The organism is Pectobacterium parmentieri (assembly GCF_001742145.1).
Lineage (GTDB): Bacteria > Pseudomonadota > Gammaproteobacteria > Enterobacterales > Enterobacteriaceae > Pectobacterium > Pectobacterium parmentieri.
Genome location: NZ_CP015749.1, coordinates 4457557 through 4472149, shown reverse-complemented (window position 1 = coordinate 4472149; position 14593 = coordinate 4457557). Strand labels below are relative to the sequence as shown.

Sequence of the window (14593 nt, the reverse complement as noted above, 5' to 3'; positions counted from 1 at the left end):
TTTATCTGGCAGGGGCGGAGAGACTCGAACTCGCGACACCCGGTTTTGGAGACCGGTGCTCTACCAACTGAGCTACGCCCCTATATTTCTCTTAACATTATGCCTGCTAAAATTAGCAGGCATAATTTTTAATAAGTGGCGGAACGGACGGGGCTCGAACCCGCGACCCCCTGCGTGACAGGCAGGTATTCTAACCAACTGAACTACCGCTCCACCGAATTTCTCTACAATCACCAGATTACTCCGGCTTACTGCTTAATTTGATGCCTGGCAGTTCCCTACTCTCACATGGGGAAGCCCCACACTACCATCGGCGCTACGGCGTTTCACTTCTGAGTTCGGCATGGGGTCAGGTGGGACCACCGCGCTATCGCCGCCAGGCAAATTCTGTTTCATTCCAACCGTTACTTTACATGACTTTTTTCTTTGTCATCTCCGTAACCACCAGAACCAATCTCTGAACAAGCTGAACATCAAAATCTATGAGTCTTTCATCACCCACAAAACACCTTCGGTGTTGTAAGGTTAAGCCTCTCGGGTCATTAGTACTGGTTAGCTCAACGTATCGCTACGCTTACACACCCAGCCTATCTACGTCGTCGTCTTCAACGGCCCTTCAGGGACATCAAGTGTCCAGGGAAGACTCATCTCGAGGCAAGTTTCCCGCTTAGATGCTTTCAGCGGTTATCTCTTCCGCACTTAGCTACCGGGCAATGCAATTGGCATCACAACCCGTACACCAGTGGTGCGTTCACTCCGGTCCTCTCGTACTAGGAGCAACCCCTCTCAATCTTCCAACGCCCACGGCAGATAGGGACCGAACTGTCTCACGACGTTCTAAACCCAGCTCGCGTACCACTTTAAATGGCGAACAGCCATACCCTTGGGACCTACTTCAGCCCCAGGATGTGATGAGCCGACATCGAGGTGCCAAACACCGCCGTCGATATGAACTCTTGGGCGGTATCAGCCTGTTATCCCCGGAGTACCTTTTATCCGTTGAGCGATGGCCCTTCCATTCAGAACCACCGGATCACTAAGACCTGCTTTCGCACCTGCTCGAGCTGTCACTCTCGCAGTCAAGCTAGCTTATGCCTTTGCACTAACCTCCTGATGTCCGACCAGGATTAGCTAACCTTCGTGCTCCTCCGTTACGCTTTGGGAGGAGACCGCCCCAGTCAAACTACCCACCAGACACTGTCCGCAACCCGGATCACGGGCCTACGTTAGAACATCAAACATTAAAGGGTGGTATTTCAAGGTTGGCTCCATGCAGACTGGCGTCCACACTTCAAAGCCTCCCACCTATCCTACACATCAAGGCTCAAGGTTCAGTGTCAAGCTATAGTAAAGGTTCACGGGGTCTTTCCGTCTTGCCGCGGGTACACTGCATCTTCACAGCGAGTTCAATTTCACTGAGTCTCGGGTGGAGACAGCCTGGCCATCATTACGCCATTCGTGCAGGTCGGAACTTACCCGACAAGGAATTTCGCTACCTTAGGACCGTTATAGTTACGGCCGCCGTTTACCGGGGCTTCGATCAAGAGCTTCGCCTTGCGGCTGACCCCATCAATTAACCTTCCGGCACCGGGCAGGCGTCACACCGTATACGTCCACTTTCGTGTTTGCACAGTGCTGTGTTTTTATTAAACAGTTGCAGCCAGCTGGTATCTGCGACTGGCTTCAGCTCCATCCGCAAGGGACTTCACCTACGCGCCAGCGTGCCTTCTCCCGAAGTTACGGCACCATTTTGCCTAGTTCCTTCACCCGAGTTCTCTCAAGCGCCTGAGTATTCTCTACCTGACCACCTGTGTCGGTTTGGGGTACGATTTGATGTTACCTGGAGCTTAGAGGCTTTTCCTGGAAGCGTAGCATTGGTTACTTCATCACCGTAGTGACTCGTCATCACGCCTCAGTGTTAACGATGACCCGGATTTACCTAAGTCACCCACCTTCACGCTTAAACCGGGACAACCGTCGCCCGGATAACCTAGCTTTCTCCGTCCCCCCTTCGCAGTAACACCGAGTACAGGAATATTAACCTGTTTCCCATCGACTACGCTTTTCAGCCTCGCCTTAGGGGTCGACTCACCCTGCCCCGATTAACGTTGGACAGGAACCCTTGGTCTTCCGGCGTGCGGGTTTTTCACCCGCATTATCGTTACTTATGTCAGCATTCGCACTTCTGATACCTCCAGCAACCCTCACAGGCCACCTTCAACGGCTTACAGAACGCTCCCCTACCCAACAACACCTAAGTGTCGCTGCCGCAGCTTCGGTGCATGGTTTAGCCCCGTTACATCTTCCGCGCAGGCCGACTCGACCAGTGAGCTATTACGCTTTCTTTAAATGATGGCTGCTTCTAAGCCAACATCCTGGCTGTCTGTGCCTTCCCACATCGTTTCCCACTTAACCATGACTTTGGGACCTTAGCTGGCGGTCTGGGTTGTTTCCCTCTTCACGACGAACGTTAGCACCCGCCGTGTGTCTCCCGTGATAACATTCTTCGGTATTCGTAGTTTGCATCGGGTTGGTAAGTCGGGATGACCCCCTAGCCGAAACAGTGCTCTACCCCCGAAGATGAATTCACGAGGCGCTACCTAAATAGCTTTCGGGGAGAACCAGCTATCTCCCGGTTTGATTGGCCTTTCACCCCCAGCCACAAGTCATCCGCTAATTTTTCAACATTAGTCGGTTCGGTCCTCCAGTTAGTGTTACCCAACCTTCAACCTGCCCATGGCTAGATCACCGGGTTTCGGGTCTATACCCTGCAACTTAACGCCCAGTTAAGACTCGGTTTCCCTGCGGCTCCCCTATTCGGTTAACCTTGCTACAGAATATAAGTCGCTGACCCATTATACAAAAGGTACGCAGTCACCTAACAAGTAGGCTCCCACTGCTTGTACGTACACGGTTTCAGGTTCTATTTCACTCCCCTCGCCGGGGTTCTTTTCGCCTTTCCCTCACGGTACTGGTTCACTATCGGTCAGTCAGGAGTATTTAGCCTTGGAGGATGGTCCCCCCATATTCAGACAGGATGTCACGTGTCCCGCCCTACTCATCGAACTCACAACTTGTGCATTTTTGTGTACGGGACTATCACCCTTTACTGTGCGACTTTCCAGACGCTTCCACTAACACACAAACTGATTCAGGTTCTGGGCTCCTCCCCGTTCGCTCGCCGCTACTAGGGGAATCTCGGTTGATTTCTTTTCCTCGGGGTACTGAGATGTTTCAGTTCCCCCGGTTCGCCTCATTACGCTATGTATTCACGTAATGATAGTGTGTCGAAACACACTGGGTTTCCCCATTCGGGTATCGTCGGGTATAACGCTTCATATCAGCTTACCGACGCTTATCGCAGATTAGCACGCCCTTCATCGCCTCTGACTGCCTAGGCATCCACCGTGTACGCTTAGTCGCTTAACCTCACAACCCGAAGGTGTCTTGAATAAATCAAGGTCACGTTCGCGCTGCGATTATTTGAGAGACTCATTGACAGACTGATGCATCACGATGCACTCGAAGGTCATCGTGTTTTGTCAGCCGTCATGTTTCAATTTTCAGCTTGTTCCAGATTGTTAAAGAGCAAAACATCGCAGTGCACCTAAACAGGTACACTCTGATGTTTTTTATCATAGCGAGTAGTGATGGTGGAGCTATGCGGGATCGAACCGCAGACCTCCTGCGTGCAAGGCAGGCGCTCTCCCAGCTGAGCTATAACCCCGTCTCTACTTACAGTTACCTTAGATACCACTCATGGAAGAGTTGGTAGGCCTGAGTGGACTTGAACCACCGACCTCACCCTTATCAGGGGTGCGCTCTAACCACCTGAGCTACAAGCCTATTAAGGTATTTCTGCTCGTTATTTTCATCAGACAATCTGTGTGAGCACTTCACTTAACACACATCTTTTTTGGTAAGGAGGTGATCCAACCGCAGGTTCCCCTACGGTTACCTTGTTACGACTTCACCCCAGTCATGAATCACAAAGTGGTAAGCGCCCTCCCGAAGGTTAAGCTACCTACTTCTTTTGCAACCCACTCCCATGGTGTGACGGGCGGTGTGTACAAGGCCCGGGAACGTATTCACCGTAGCATTCTGATCTACGATTACTAGCGATTCCGACTTCATGGAGTCGAGTTGCAGACTCCAATCCGGACTACGACGTACTTTATGAGGTCCGCTTGCTCTCGCGAGGTCGCTTCTCTTTGTATACGCCATTGTAGCACGTGTGTAGCCCTACTCGTAAGGGCCATGATGACTTGACGTCATCCCCACCTTCCTCCGGTTTATCACCGGCAGTCTCCTTTGAGTTCCCACCATTACGTGCTGGCAACAAAGGATAAGGGTTGCGCTCGTTGCGGGACTTAACCCAACATTTCACAACACGAGCTGACGACAGCCATGCAGCACCTGTCTCACAGTTCCCGAAGGCACTAAGGTATCTCTACCGAATTCTGTGGATGTCAAGAGTAGGTAAGGTTCTTCGCGTTGCATCGAATTAAACCACATGCTCCACCGCTTGTGCGGGCCCCCGTCAATTCATTTGAGTTTTAACCTTGCGGCCGTACTCCCCAGGCGGTCGACTTAACGCGTTAGCTCCGGAAGCCACGCCTCAAGGGCACAACCTCCAAGTCGACATCGTTTACAGCGTGGACTACCAGGGTATCTAATCCTGTTTGCTCCCCACGCTTTCGCACCTGAGCGTCAGTCTTTGTCCAGGGGGCCGCCTTCGCCACCGGTATTCCTCCAGATCTCTACGCATTTCACCGCTACACCTGGAATTCTACCCCCCTCTACAAGACTCTAGCCTGTCAGTTTTGAATGCAGTTCCCAGGTTAAGCCCGGGGATTTCACATCCAACTTAACAGACCGCCTGCGTGCGCTTTACGCCCAGTCATTCCGATTAACGCTTGCACCCTCCGTATTACCGCGGCTGCTGGCACGGAGTTAGCCGGTGCTTCTTCTGCGGGTAACGTCAATCGACAAGGTTATTAACCTTATCGCCTTCCTCCCCGCTGAAAGTGCTTTACAACCCGAAGGCCTTCTTCACACACGCGGCATGGCTGCATCAGGCTTGCGCCCATTGTGCAATATTCCCCACTGCTGCCTCCCGTAGGAGTCTGGACCGTGTCTCAGTTCCAGTGTGGCTGGTCATCCTCTCAGACCAGCTAGGGATCGTCGCCTAGGTGAGCCATTACCTCACCTACTAGCTAATCCCATCTGGGCACATCCGATGGCAAGAGGCCCGAAGGTCCCCCTCTTTGGTCCGAAGACGTTATGCGGTATTAGCTACCGTTTCCAGTAGTTATCCCCCTCCATCAGGCAGTTTCCCAGACATTACTCACCCGTCCGCCGCTCGTCACCCGAAGAGCAAGCTCTTCTGTGCTACCGCTCGACTTGCATGTGTTAGGCCTGCCGCCAGCGTTCAATCTGAGCCATGATCAAACTCTTCAATTTAAGATTTGTTTGATTTGCTGAACTCGTCAGCGATGCTCAAAGAATTAAAACTGTTTATTCGTAATGAATTTACTGTTGTTCACTCTTCAAGACTTTTTATATCGTTAAGATACGGTCTTGTGAGTGCCCACACAGATTGTCTGATCATATTGTTAAAGAGCAGTGCCACTTCTTCGGTGGCGCGGGCTGCATATACTATGCTAATCCGCTTTAAAGTCAAGTCATTACTGACCGCCTTTAGTAAATCTTTTTCCTGTCACCACAACGGCGTGTCGCTGTTGCCGTGTCAGTGGAGGCGCATTATAGGGACTTCTCGGCGGCTGACAAGCGCTAAATGCAAAATAATTTCCGAGTGAGGTTTTTTTCAGCAAAGCGTATTAAAAGACGACGTTATGCCGGATTTTTCGCCGCTAATTGCGCGAAATCCCGTGCGAAACGGGCAACCTGTTGCCAGTCCGTGTATTCAATTTCTTTCGTACTATCCGTTTCACCGCCCGTCATACGCATAATGAGTTGAATCATTACCCGATCGAACCAACGATAACGCGGATAACGCAGAGCACCCGCGAACACACAACACAGATCTGGCTGCCAAGGGGAATTCAGCAGGAACTTACGCGTATAGGCATTGGTTTGTATCGTGCGCTTTTCCGGTTTACGTGCAGTGAGATTCACAGAGAAGAAAGCGCTAGGCAGTTGTTGCAGGGAAGCCAGATGCTTATGGATAAATTGATTTACCGCTGGATGAAAGCGCCCGTACCGAATCGACGCCCCAATCAGAACCCGATCGTATTGACCCAGATCGATATTATTCGCATTGAGCACGTCAACAACATCACACTCCAGGGTCCCTTTCAGCGTATTCGCAATAGAGGAGGCAATCGCTCTGGTTTGCCCATCCCGACTCGAAAACACGATCAAAGCTTTCATTGTTCTTTATCCTTATGGGGACTATTCCCGCCAGAAGGTTGGCGTAAACAGCACTAAAAGCGTGAAGACTTCTAAACGACCAAACAGCATTGTCAGTATCAGAATCCATTTCGCCGTATCATTCATTGACGTAAAATTCTCAGCGACGACGCCCAAGCCCGGCCCAAGATTATTCAATGTGGCAGCAACCGCAGCAAACGCGGAAAAATCATCAACGCCTGTCGCAATGACAGCCAGCATGCTGACAATAAAAACCAGCGCGTATGCGGAAAAGAATCCCCATACCGCTTCAAGGATGCGCTCCGGAAGCGCTCGATGACCCAACTTAATGGTGTAAACCGCATTCGGATGTACTAAACGCTTAAGCTCACGCGATCCTTGCAGGAAAAGCAGCAGGATACGAATCACTTTCAGGCCACCGCCGGTTGACCCCGCACACCCGCCAATAAACGCAGAACACAGAAGCAAAACCGGCAGAAAAAGTGGCCATGATGCAATGCTATCCGTCGTAAACCCTGCCGTTGTCGCCATGGAGACAACCTGAAAAAAGGCCTGATTGATCGTCTGCATCCCGCTGTCATAAACATGGTGGAACCACAGGACAATCGTACACACGGCCACCAGCGACAGTTGAACAAAAATGAACATGCGGAATTCTGGGTCACGCCAGTACACTTTCAGGCTGCGGCCGCTCAGCAGAGCAAAGTGCAAACCAAAGTTACAGCCAGAAATCAGCAAGAATATCGCGATGATGGTGTTAATCGTTGGGCTGTTAAAGTAACCGATACTCGCATCGTGGGTAGAGAACCCGCCGACCGACACCGTAGAGAAGCTGTGCCCAATTGCATCAAATATCGGCATGCCAGCCAGCCACAACGCAACTGCACAGGCAATCGTGAGTAAGAGGTAAATCAACCACAGCGTTTTCGCCGTATCGGCAATACGCGGGCGCATTTTGTTTTCCTTTAACGGCCCCGGCATCTCCGCACGATAAAGCTGCATCCCACCAACACCCAGAATCGGCAGGATAGCAACAGCGAGCACGATGATCCCCATCCCGCCAAACCATTGCAGCATCTGTCGATAAAACAGGATGGCTTTAGGCAATGAGTCTAACCCAACCAGCGTGGTTGCCCCTGTTGTCGTTAGCCCTGAGAACGATTCAAAAAAAGCATCCGTTACGCCCAGATTAGGATGCTCGGCAAACAGAAAAGGCAGAGCTCCGACGCTTCCCAGCACCGTCCAGAAGAGGACAACAATCAGAAACCCTTCTCGAGACTTCAGTTCATGTTTCTGTTTACGGTTTGGTAGCCACAACATGATGCCAATTGCTAGCGCGACAATAAATGTCTGCGTAAACGCTCGGCCTGCGCCATCACGATAAATTAATGCCACCAGCCCAGGAATAACCATCGTCCCGGAAAAAAGGATAACCAACTGGCCGACAATACGGGTTATGGCGCGCAAGTGCATCGCAGGGAATTCCTTAATGATTCATAAAAAAGCGCTGGGATTATTATAGAATCGGCAATAAATGCAACGCACCGCGACTCAAATCACGCAATTTCGTTGCCGCTTCCTCGGTTCCCCTGATAGGGAGAGAGAACCGCAATACGACGTCCACGCCATACTCGCTATGCAGCACTTTTCCGCCAAGCTGAAAGATCAGTGATTCCACCTGGGGTAACAGCGCATAGTCACAGTGTAAGCCATACTCTTTTTGCAAGACTTTCTCTTGCAGCGATACCAGCTTGAGCGCTTGCTGAACGCCACCGCCATAAGCCTTTACTAACCCGCCAGTACCTAGCGGGATGCCGCCATAGTAACGTACCACTACCGCCGTAATTTCACCGATGCTGCTTCCCATCAGTTGCGACAACATCGGTTTACCCGCCGTGCCGGACGGTTCGCCATCGTCAGAAAAACCAAGCTGCTGAGAATCGTCAGGCGCGCCCGCAACAAACGCCCAGCAGTGGTGCCCCGCCGAGGCATGCTCTTCTCTGACGTGCTGGATAAACGCTTTTGCCGCGTCGACTCCTGGCGTCGCCGCCAGGATAGTAGTAAAGCGGCTTTTCTTGATTTCCTCACTGAAGCTCACGGGTGCAGTAAGAATGGGATACGCTTGCATCAGGCTAAATTCAGATCGCGCGTCATGTTTTCCACACGCCCTTCATGAATGACAATATTATCTTCGATACGAATACCACCAAACGGTTTCAGCGCATCTATTTTTTGCCAGTCAAAGTGCTGACTCAATGCGCACTCACGCCACGGAGTGAGCAATGATTCAATGAAATAGATTCCCGGTTCGATCGTCATGACCATGCCTGACTCGAGCACACGGGTACAACGCAGATAAGGATGCTGCGTCGGAGCAGCCAGATGTGTACCGCGGTCGTCTTGCATAAACCCAGCGACATCATGCACCTGCAAGCCCAGCGGGTGACCAAGGCCGTGCGGCAGGAAAGGCGACGTAAGCCCCTGCTCTACCATCGCTTCTTCGCTGATGTCCCGCACCAGTTGATGTGATTTCAGCAGCTTCGCAATCCGCTGATGCATCTGAAGATGGTAATCGCTATAGCGCACGCCCGCCTGAACGGTATCAATCAACGCGAGCATTTCCTGGTTGAGATCTTTAATCAGTTGAGCAAACGCCCCATCGCTCTGTGCAGAATAGGTTCGCGTGAGGTCAGCGGCATAGCCGTTATATTCAGCGCCCGCATCAATCAGAAAGCTGCGAACATCGGAAGGTGCCTGATGATCTAACTGGGTATAGTGCAGCACCGCTGCATGTTCATTGAGCGCAATGATATTGCCGTAAGGCACATCGATATCCCGATGGCCAGTTGCCGTCAGATACGCCAGATTAATATCGAATTCGCTCATGCCAGAAAGAAACGCTTCATGCGCTGCACGATGGCCGATAACCGCCGTCTTTTGAGCTTCACGCATGCAGGCCAGCTCGTAGTCTGTTTTGTAAGCGCGATGATAGTGCAGATAATCCAACACGCCCTGAGGATTGATATTATCCGCCCGAATACCCAAATCCTGCGCACGCTGTGGTGCGTAGCCGATGTAGGCAACACGTTCGCGCTGCGATGGGAGCAACTGCCCAATATCATCCGCATTCCGCAGCACAGTAATATCAATCTCTTCAGTCCAGAAACTCTCAGGAACCGGCACTACGTTATGCCAGTAATCAACCGGTGAGTAGAACCACAGCTTCGGCGGATTAACGCCATCAACCCATAGCCAGCAGTTCGGCACCTGCGTGACCGGAACCCAGGCTTTAAACTGCGGGTTAACTTTAAAAGGATAGTCGTGATCGTCCAGAAAAACGGTCAACAGCTCACCAGAGTGAATCAGTAATGCGTCAAGCTGATGGCGCGCTAAAACCGCCTGAGCACGCGTTTGCAGCGTCGCCAGATGGTGATGATATAAAGAAGCCAGCTTTTCCATAAGTATCCTTGTACGTCACGACATGATCCCTCCATTTTAACACAGGCATCCCCCAAGGGCAGCGTCCGGTGCTTTGTGATCAATTCGGCAAAAAATTAATCTCTCGTTTGCAAAAAATTAACATTAAAACCACAATTCAATTATCTGGTCATACCAGATCACTCACACAAACAGCGGAGATAAACATGCTTTATCAAGGTGAATCCCTCTACCTTAACTGGCTTGAGGACGGCATTGCCGAGCTGGTATTTTCTGCCCAGGGCTCCGTAAACACACTAGATACACGCACGGTTGCCAGCCTAGGTAAAGCGCTCGACGTTCTGGCGGAACAGCCGAACCTGAAGGGCTTACTGCTGCGTTCGGATAAACCTGCATTTATTGTCGGGGCCGATATCACGGAATTCCTTTCTCTTTTTGCCGCACCAGCCGAAAAACTGCATGAGTGGCTGGCCTTCGCCAACCGTATTTTCAACCGCCTTGAGGATTTATCCGTTCCCACACTGTCCGCGATTAATAGCTATGCGTTGGGTGGCGGCTGTGAATGCGTACTGGCGACCGATTTTCGCTTAGCCACACCGGATGCACGTATCGGCTTGCCCGAAACTAAACTCGGGATCATGCCGGGTTTTGGTGGCACGGTCAGGCTACCACGTCTGCTGGGTGCTGATAGCGCGCTGGAGATTATCGCCGCAGGTAAAGACGTCAGCGCGGTCGATGCTTTAAAAGTGGGGCTGGTGCAGGCCGTTGTCGCGAATGAAAAACTGATTCCCGCCGCTATCAAAATGCTAAAACAGGCTATAAATGGCGAATTAGACTGGCAGGCTTATCGGCGCCCAAAACTTGAGGCGCTGAAGCTCAGTAAAATTGAAGCTATGATGAGCTTTACCACCGCCAAAGCGATGGTGCTGCAAACCGCCGGGAAACATTATCCGGCACCGATGTTAGCGGTAAAAACCATCGAAGCCGCCGCAACCATGACGCGAGATGACGCCTTGCAGCTCGAAACGCAGCACTTCGTTCAACTGGCTCGCTCAAATGAAGCCCGCGCCCTCGTCGGTATTTTCCTCAACGATCAATATGTTAAAGGCAAAGCGAAGAAGCTGATCGGCGAGACATCTGTGCCACAGCAGGCCGCCGTACTAGGTGCAGGAATTATGGGCGGCGGAATTGCCTATCAGTCCGCGTTCAAAGGCGTGCCGATTCGGATGAAAGACATCAGCGAGAAACCGCTCGCACTGGGGATGAATGAAGCAGCCAAACTCCTGAATAAGCAGATGGAACGAGGCAAGCTGGACGGAATGAAAATGGCGGCGATTCTGGCCAGTATTCAGCCAACGCTGGATTACGCCGGGTTCGAGCGTACCGATATCGTGGTTGAAGCCGTGGTAGAAAACCCGAAAATCAAAGCCAGCGTATTAGCAGAAACCGAATCGCACATTAGCGAAAGTACGATTCTGGCTTCGAATACCTCAACGATTCCCATTACTACACTGGCTGCTTCGTTAGAACGACCACAAAATTTCTGCGGTATGCACTTCTTCAACCCAGTACACCGCATGCCGCTGGTCGAAATTATTCGCGGTCCCAAAACCAGTGACAGCACCATCGCCAGCGTGGTGGCTTACGCCAGCAAAATGGGCAAGACACCGATTGTCGTGAACGACTGCCCCGGATTCTTCGTGAATCGCGTCCTATTTCCCTACTTTGCGGCATTCAGCTTATTGCTCAGAGACGGTGCCGATTTCCGCGATATCGATAATGTCATGGAGAAAAAATTCGGTTGGCCGATGGGCCCTGCTTATCTGCTTGACGTTGTCGGTATTGATACCGCTCACCATGCTCAGGCCGTGATGGCTGAGGGCTTCCCACAGCGCATGGCGAAAGACTATCGCGATGCGATTGATGTGCTGTTTGAACACCAACGTTTCGGGCAGAAGAATGGTCAAGGCTTCTACCGTTATCAAACGGATGGCAAGGGGAAACAGCGTAAAGAGCGAGATGACGCCGTAGATACGCTCCTTAAAGACATCAGCCAACCGAAAAAAACCTTCAGTGCAGAAGAGATTATCGCTCGCATGATGATCCCGATGATTAATGAAGTCGCGCGTTGCCTGGAAGAAGACATCGTTGCCAGTCCGGCCGAAGCAGACATGGCGCTGGTATACGGGCTAGGTTTTCCTCCCTTCCACGGCGGAGCCTGCCGTTATCTGGATACCTTGGGCAGCGAACGTTATGTCGAAATGGCGCAGTCGTTGGCACACCTCGGCACCATCTATCAGGTGCCAGACGGCTTACAGCAAAAAGCCAGAAGCAATGAAGGCTATTACCCATCGGTCGCGCCACACGCGGACATTTCCCACGGACAACCGGCATGAGGGCAGGAAATATGGAAAAGGTAGTGATTGTTGATGCCGTACGTACGCCGATGGGGCGATCCAAAGGCGGCGCCTTCCGTCAGGTGAGAGCAGAAGACCTGTCCGCGCACCTGATGCGTAGCTTATTAAGCCGTAACGCCGCGCTAGACGCCCACGAGATCGATGACATCTATTGGGGATGTGTGCAACAGACGCTGGAGCAGGGCTTCAACGTGGCCCGTAATGCGGCTTTGCTGGCTGAAATCCCGATGAGCGTACCCGCGACTACCGTTAACCGACTGTGCGGTTCCTCCATGCAGGCGCTCCACGATGCCGCCCGTGCGATTATGGTCGGTGACGCGAACGTCTGCTTAATCGGTGGCGTTGAGCATATGGGGCATGTGCCGATGAATCATGGCGTCGATTTTCATCCGGGATTGAGCCGCACTATAGCTAAAGCAGCAGGGATGATGGGGCTAACGGCCGAAATGCTAGCACGTATGCACAATATTAGTCGTGAGATGCAGGATCAATTCGCCGCCCGCTCACACCAGCGTGCTTACAACGCCACCCAATCTGGCGCATTTCGTCATGAAATCATCCCCACGGCGGGTCATGATGCAGACGGTGCGCTGCAACGTTTCGATTATGATGAAGTGATTCGCCCGGATACTACCGTCGATAGCCTTGCCGCTCTCAAACCGGCATTCGATCCGGTTAATGGCACAGTGACGGCGGGCTCATCCTCAGCGTTGTCCGATGGCGCATCGGCTATGTTGATCATGAGCGAATCCCGCGCAGCATCATTAGGCTTACCGGTTCGGGCCCGCATTCGAGCGATGGCCGTGGTGGGCTGCGATCCGTCGATTATGGGTTATGGCCCCGTCCCTGCCACCAAATTGGCGCTGAAACGAGCAGGTCTGAGTCTGACCGATATCGGCATCTTTGAACTGAATGAGGCATTCGCCGCCCAAACGCTGCCCTGCATTAAAGATCTGGGTCTATTGGAACAGCTCGATGAAAAGGTCAATCTCAACGGCGGAGCCATCGCGCTGGGTCACCCACTCGGCTGCTCAGGCGCACGCATCTCCACCACATTGGTTAATCTGATGGAAAACCGTGACGTTCAGTTTGGCGTAGCGACGATGTGTATCGGGTTGGGGCAAGGTATTGCGACCGTGTTTGAACGCATTTAAGCAAATTAATCGCTAACGGTATCACGTTAATCCATGGGAATTTTACAACGCAGCCGAGTAACAGAGCATCATCTATAAACAAGAGCGATAGAAAACTCTATCGCTCTTGTTATTTTACTGCTTAATATCTTGACCGATTTTTTTAATCTCACTCTGACTAAAACCAATACTCACGCTCTCACCCGTATCCTGCAAAATTTTCTGAGCAATTAGGCGGGTAATCGGCAATATAATAGTAAAGTGATCTCCATAAGGTATGCTGTGGGCATAGAAAGGGACCTGTGCGCCTAACGCATCATCCTTCATAGTCTTTAGTTCTTCATCCCAATAAGATTCTTCCCCTTCAAAATAAAAGGTTGGGGATTTTATATGGGTAATAAAGGTTCGTGGCGAACGTAAATAGAACTCTTGAGGGTTACTTGTATTAAATGAAGGGCCAACCGCGGTGGGACCGGCATCAAGCCGTACTTTCAAATCAGGGATTCCCCCCAATGAAAAAGCAGCGCGGAAACCCGCACGATATTCATTAGCTAATAAAGCCATGGTTCCACCTGTGCTGTGACCCGCCACATAAATACGTTTAGGATCGACATAAGGCAGCTTAGCCAGATATTCCCGCGCGGCGTGCAGATCGTCAACTTCGCCGTAGAACATTTCAAACTTACCGGGATTATCATTCTCGCCGCGCCAACTCGGAACCATCATAACGATTCCCGCTTCACGAAAGGCTCGTGCACTTTGATCGTTATCCTCATCCTGAGGCTCCCAGAAAAAATCACCGATACCACCATACCCACCATGTGCCCAGACAACGGCGGGATGGCGCTTCTCATCCTTAGGATCGGGAGAAATATAGGCAACGAGTGGGCCGACCGCAGAGGGGTAGTGAACTGTATTGAAGATCTCCTTCGGCGGAGTATCCGCTTTTCCATCAGGCTCCAACGTATCCATTACTAACTGCGTGTGAAATCCTTTACGGGCTTCAGATAAATCTTTATCACTTAAAGGGTAGCCGAATGCTGCTCCCATCCCCCCCAAAAAACTGATAGTTAAGAATAGATTACTTATTATTTTGACGTTCAACTCAATTTCCTTTTGATATAAAACACAACAGAATGCCATTGATAGATAATGATTAAAGCAAAGAAACCATCCACAGCCGATATAACATTAAGCTATTGATAAAATTAA

7 protein-coding genes, 4 tRNA genes and 3 rRNA genes are annotated in these 14593 nt (G+C 51.3%); 2 read left to right on the top strand and 12 right to left on the bottom strand.

The annotated features are described in order from the left end of the window. Nucleotides 1-6: 6 nt before the first annotated feature. The 11 genes from A8F97_RS20350 to pepQ form a co-directional block, all read right to left on the bottom strand. A tRNA-Trp gene (locus A8F97_RS20350) sits at nucleotides 7-82 on the bottom strand. 54 nt (nucleotides 83-136) lie between these two features. After that, nucleotides 137-213: transfer RNA gene (locus tag A8F97_RS20345), tRNA-Asp, on the bottom strand. Between the two features lie 52 nt (nucleotides 214-265). Next, nucleotides 266-381: ribosomal RNA gene (gene rrf, locus A8F97_RS20340) — 5S ribosomal RNA — on the bottom strand. A 140-nt stretch (nucleotides 382-521) separates the two neighbouring features. Next, nucleotides 522-3429: ribosomal RNA gene (locus A8F97_RS20335) — 23S ribosomal RNA — on the bottom strand. 222 nt (nucleotides 3430-3651) lie between these two features. Then, nucleotides 3652-3727: transfer RNA gene (locus tag A8F97_RS20330), tRNA-Ala, on the bottom strand. A 42-nt stretch (nucleotides 3728-3769) separates the two neighbouring features. Beyond that, a tRNA-Ile gene (locus tag A8F97_RS20325) sits at nucleotides 3770-3846 on the bottom strand. Nucleotides 3847-3920: 74 nt separating this feature from the next. Next, nucleotides 3921-5463, bottom strand: a 16S ribosomal RNA gene (locus A8F97_RS20320). Together the 16S, 23S and 5S rRNA genes with 4 tRNA genes alongside form the textbook arrangement of a ribosomal RNA operon. Nucleotides 5464-5853: 390 nt before the next feature. Beyond that, a complete protein-coding gene (gene hemG / locus A8F97_RS20315; protein ID WP_014701828.1) occupies nucleotides 5854-6393 on the bottom strand; it encodes a menaquinone-dependent protoporphyrinogen IX dehydrogenase in 540 nt (179 codons plus the stop codon). Between the two features lie 21 nt (nucleotides 6394-6414). Beyond that, complete coding sequence (trkH, locus tag A8F97_RS20310) at nucleotides 6415-7866, bottom strand: Trk system potassium transporter TrkH (protein ID WP_005973457.1); 1452 nt, start codon at nucleotides 7864-7866, stop codon at nucleotides 6415-6417. A 43-nt stretch (nucleotides 7867-7909) separates the two neighbouring features. Beyond that, a complete protein-coding gene (locus tag A8F97_RS20305; protein WP_014701829.1) occupies nucleotides 7910-8521 on the bottom strand; it encodes an IMPACT family protein in 612 nt (203 codons plus the stop codon). Continuing rightward, nucleotides 8521-9852 (bottom strand): Xaa-Pro dipeptidase, encoded by a 1332-nt coding sequence (gene pepQ, locus A8F97_RS20300; protein ID WP_033072531.1) that lies wholly within the window; start codon nucleotides 9850-9852, stop codon nucleotides 8521-8523. Before pepQ ends, A8F97_RS20305 begins: the two co-directional genes overlap by 1 nt. A gap of 185 nt (nucleotides 9853-10037) precedes the next feature. Here pepQ and fadB point away from each other — a divergent pair, with 185 nt between their 5' ends. Further along, a complete protein-coding gene (fadB, locus tag A8F97_RS20295; RefSeq protein WP_014701831.1) occupies nucleotides 10038-12227 on the top strand; it encodes a fatty acid oxidation complex subunit alpha FadB in 2190 nt (729 codons plus the stop codon). Nucleotides 12228-12238: 11 nt separating this feature from the next. Continuing rightward, the gene (gene fadA, locus A8F97_RS20290; RefSeq protein ID WP_033072532.1) at nucleotides 12239-13402 is read left to right on the top strand and encodes an acetyl-CoA C-acyltransferase FadA; all 1164 of its coding nucleotides are present in this window, start codon (nucleotides 12239-12241) and stop codon (nucleotides 13400-13402) included. A 114-nt stretch (nucleotides 13403-13516) separates the two neighbouring features. Here fadA and A8F97_RS20285 read toward each other — a convergent pair whose 3' ends face one another. Next, the gene (locus A8F97_RS20285) at nucleotides 13517-14485 is read right to left on the bottom strand and encodes an alpha/beta hydrolase family protein (RefSeq protein ID WP_033072533.1); all 969 of its coding nucleotides are present in this window, start codon (nucleotides 14483-14485) and stop codon (nucleotides 13517-13519) included. Nucleotides 14486-14593 lie beyond the last annotated feature (108 nt).

Excerpts from the sequence above, each read along its gene's own strand:
- hemG (WP_014701828.1), bottom strand. The coding sequence starts at position 6,393 with ATGAAAGCTTTGATCGTGTTTTCGAGTCGGGATGGGCAAACCAGAGCG.
- trkH (WP_005973457.1), bottom strand. The coding sequence starts at position 7,866 with ATGCACTTGCGCGCCATAACCCGTATTGTCGGCCAGTTGGTTATCCTT.
- A8F97_RS20305 (WP_014701829.1), bottom strand. The coding sequence starts at position 8,521 with ATGCAAGCGTATCCCATTCTTACTGCACCCGTGAGCTTCAGTGAGGAA.
- pepQ (WP_033072531.1), bottom strand. The coding sequence starts at position 9,852 with ATGGAAAAGCTGGCTTCTTTATATCATCACCATCTGGCGACGCTGCAA.
- fadB (WP_014701831.1), top strand. The coding sequence starts at position 10,038 with ATGCTTTATCAAGGTGAATCCCTCTACCTTAACTGGCTTGAGGACGGC.
- fadA (WP_033072532.1), top strand. The coding sequence starts at position 12,239 with ATGGAAAAGGTAGTGATTGTTGATGCCGTACGTACGCCGATGGGGCGA.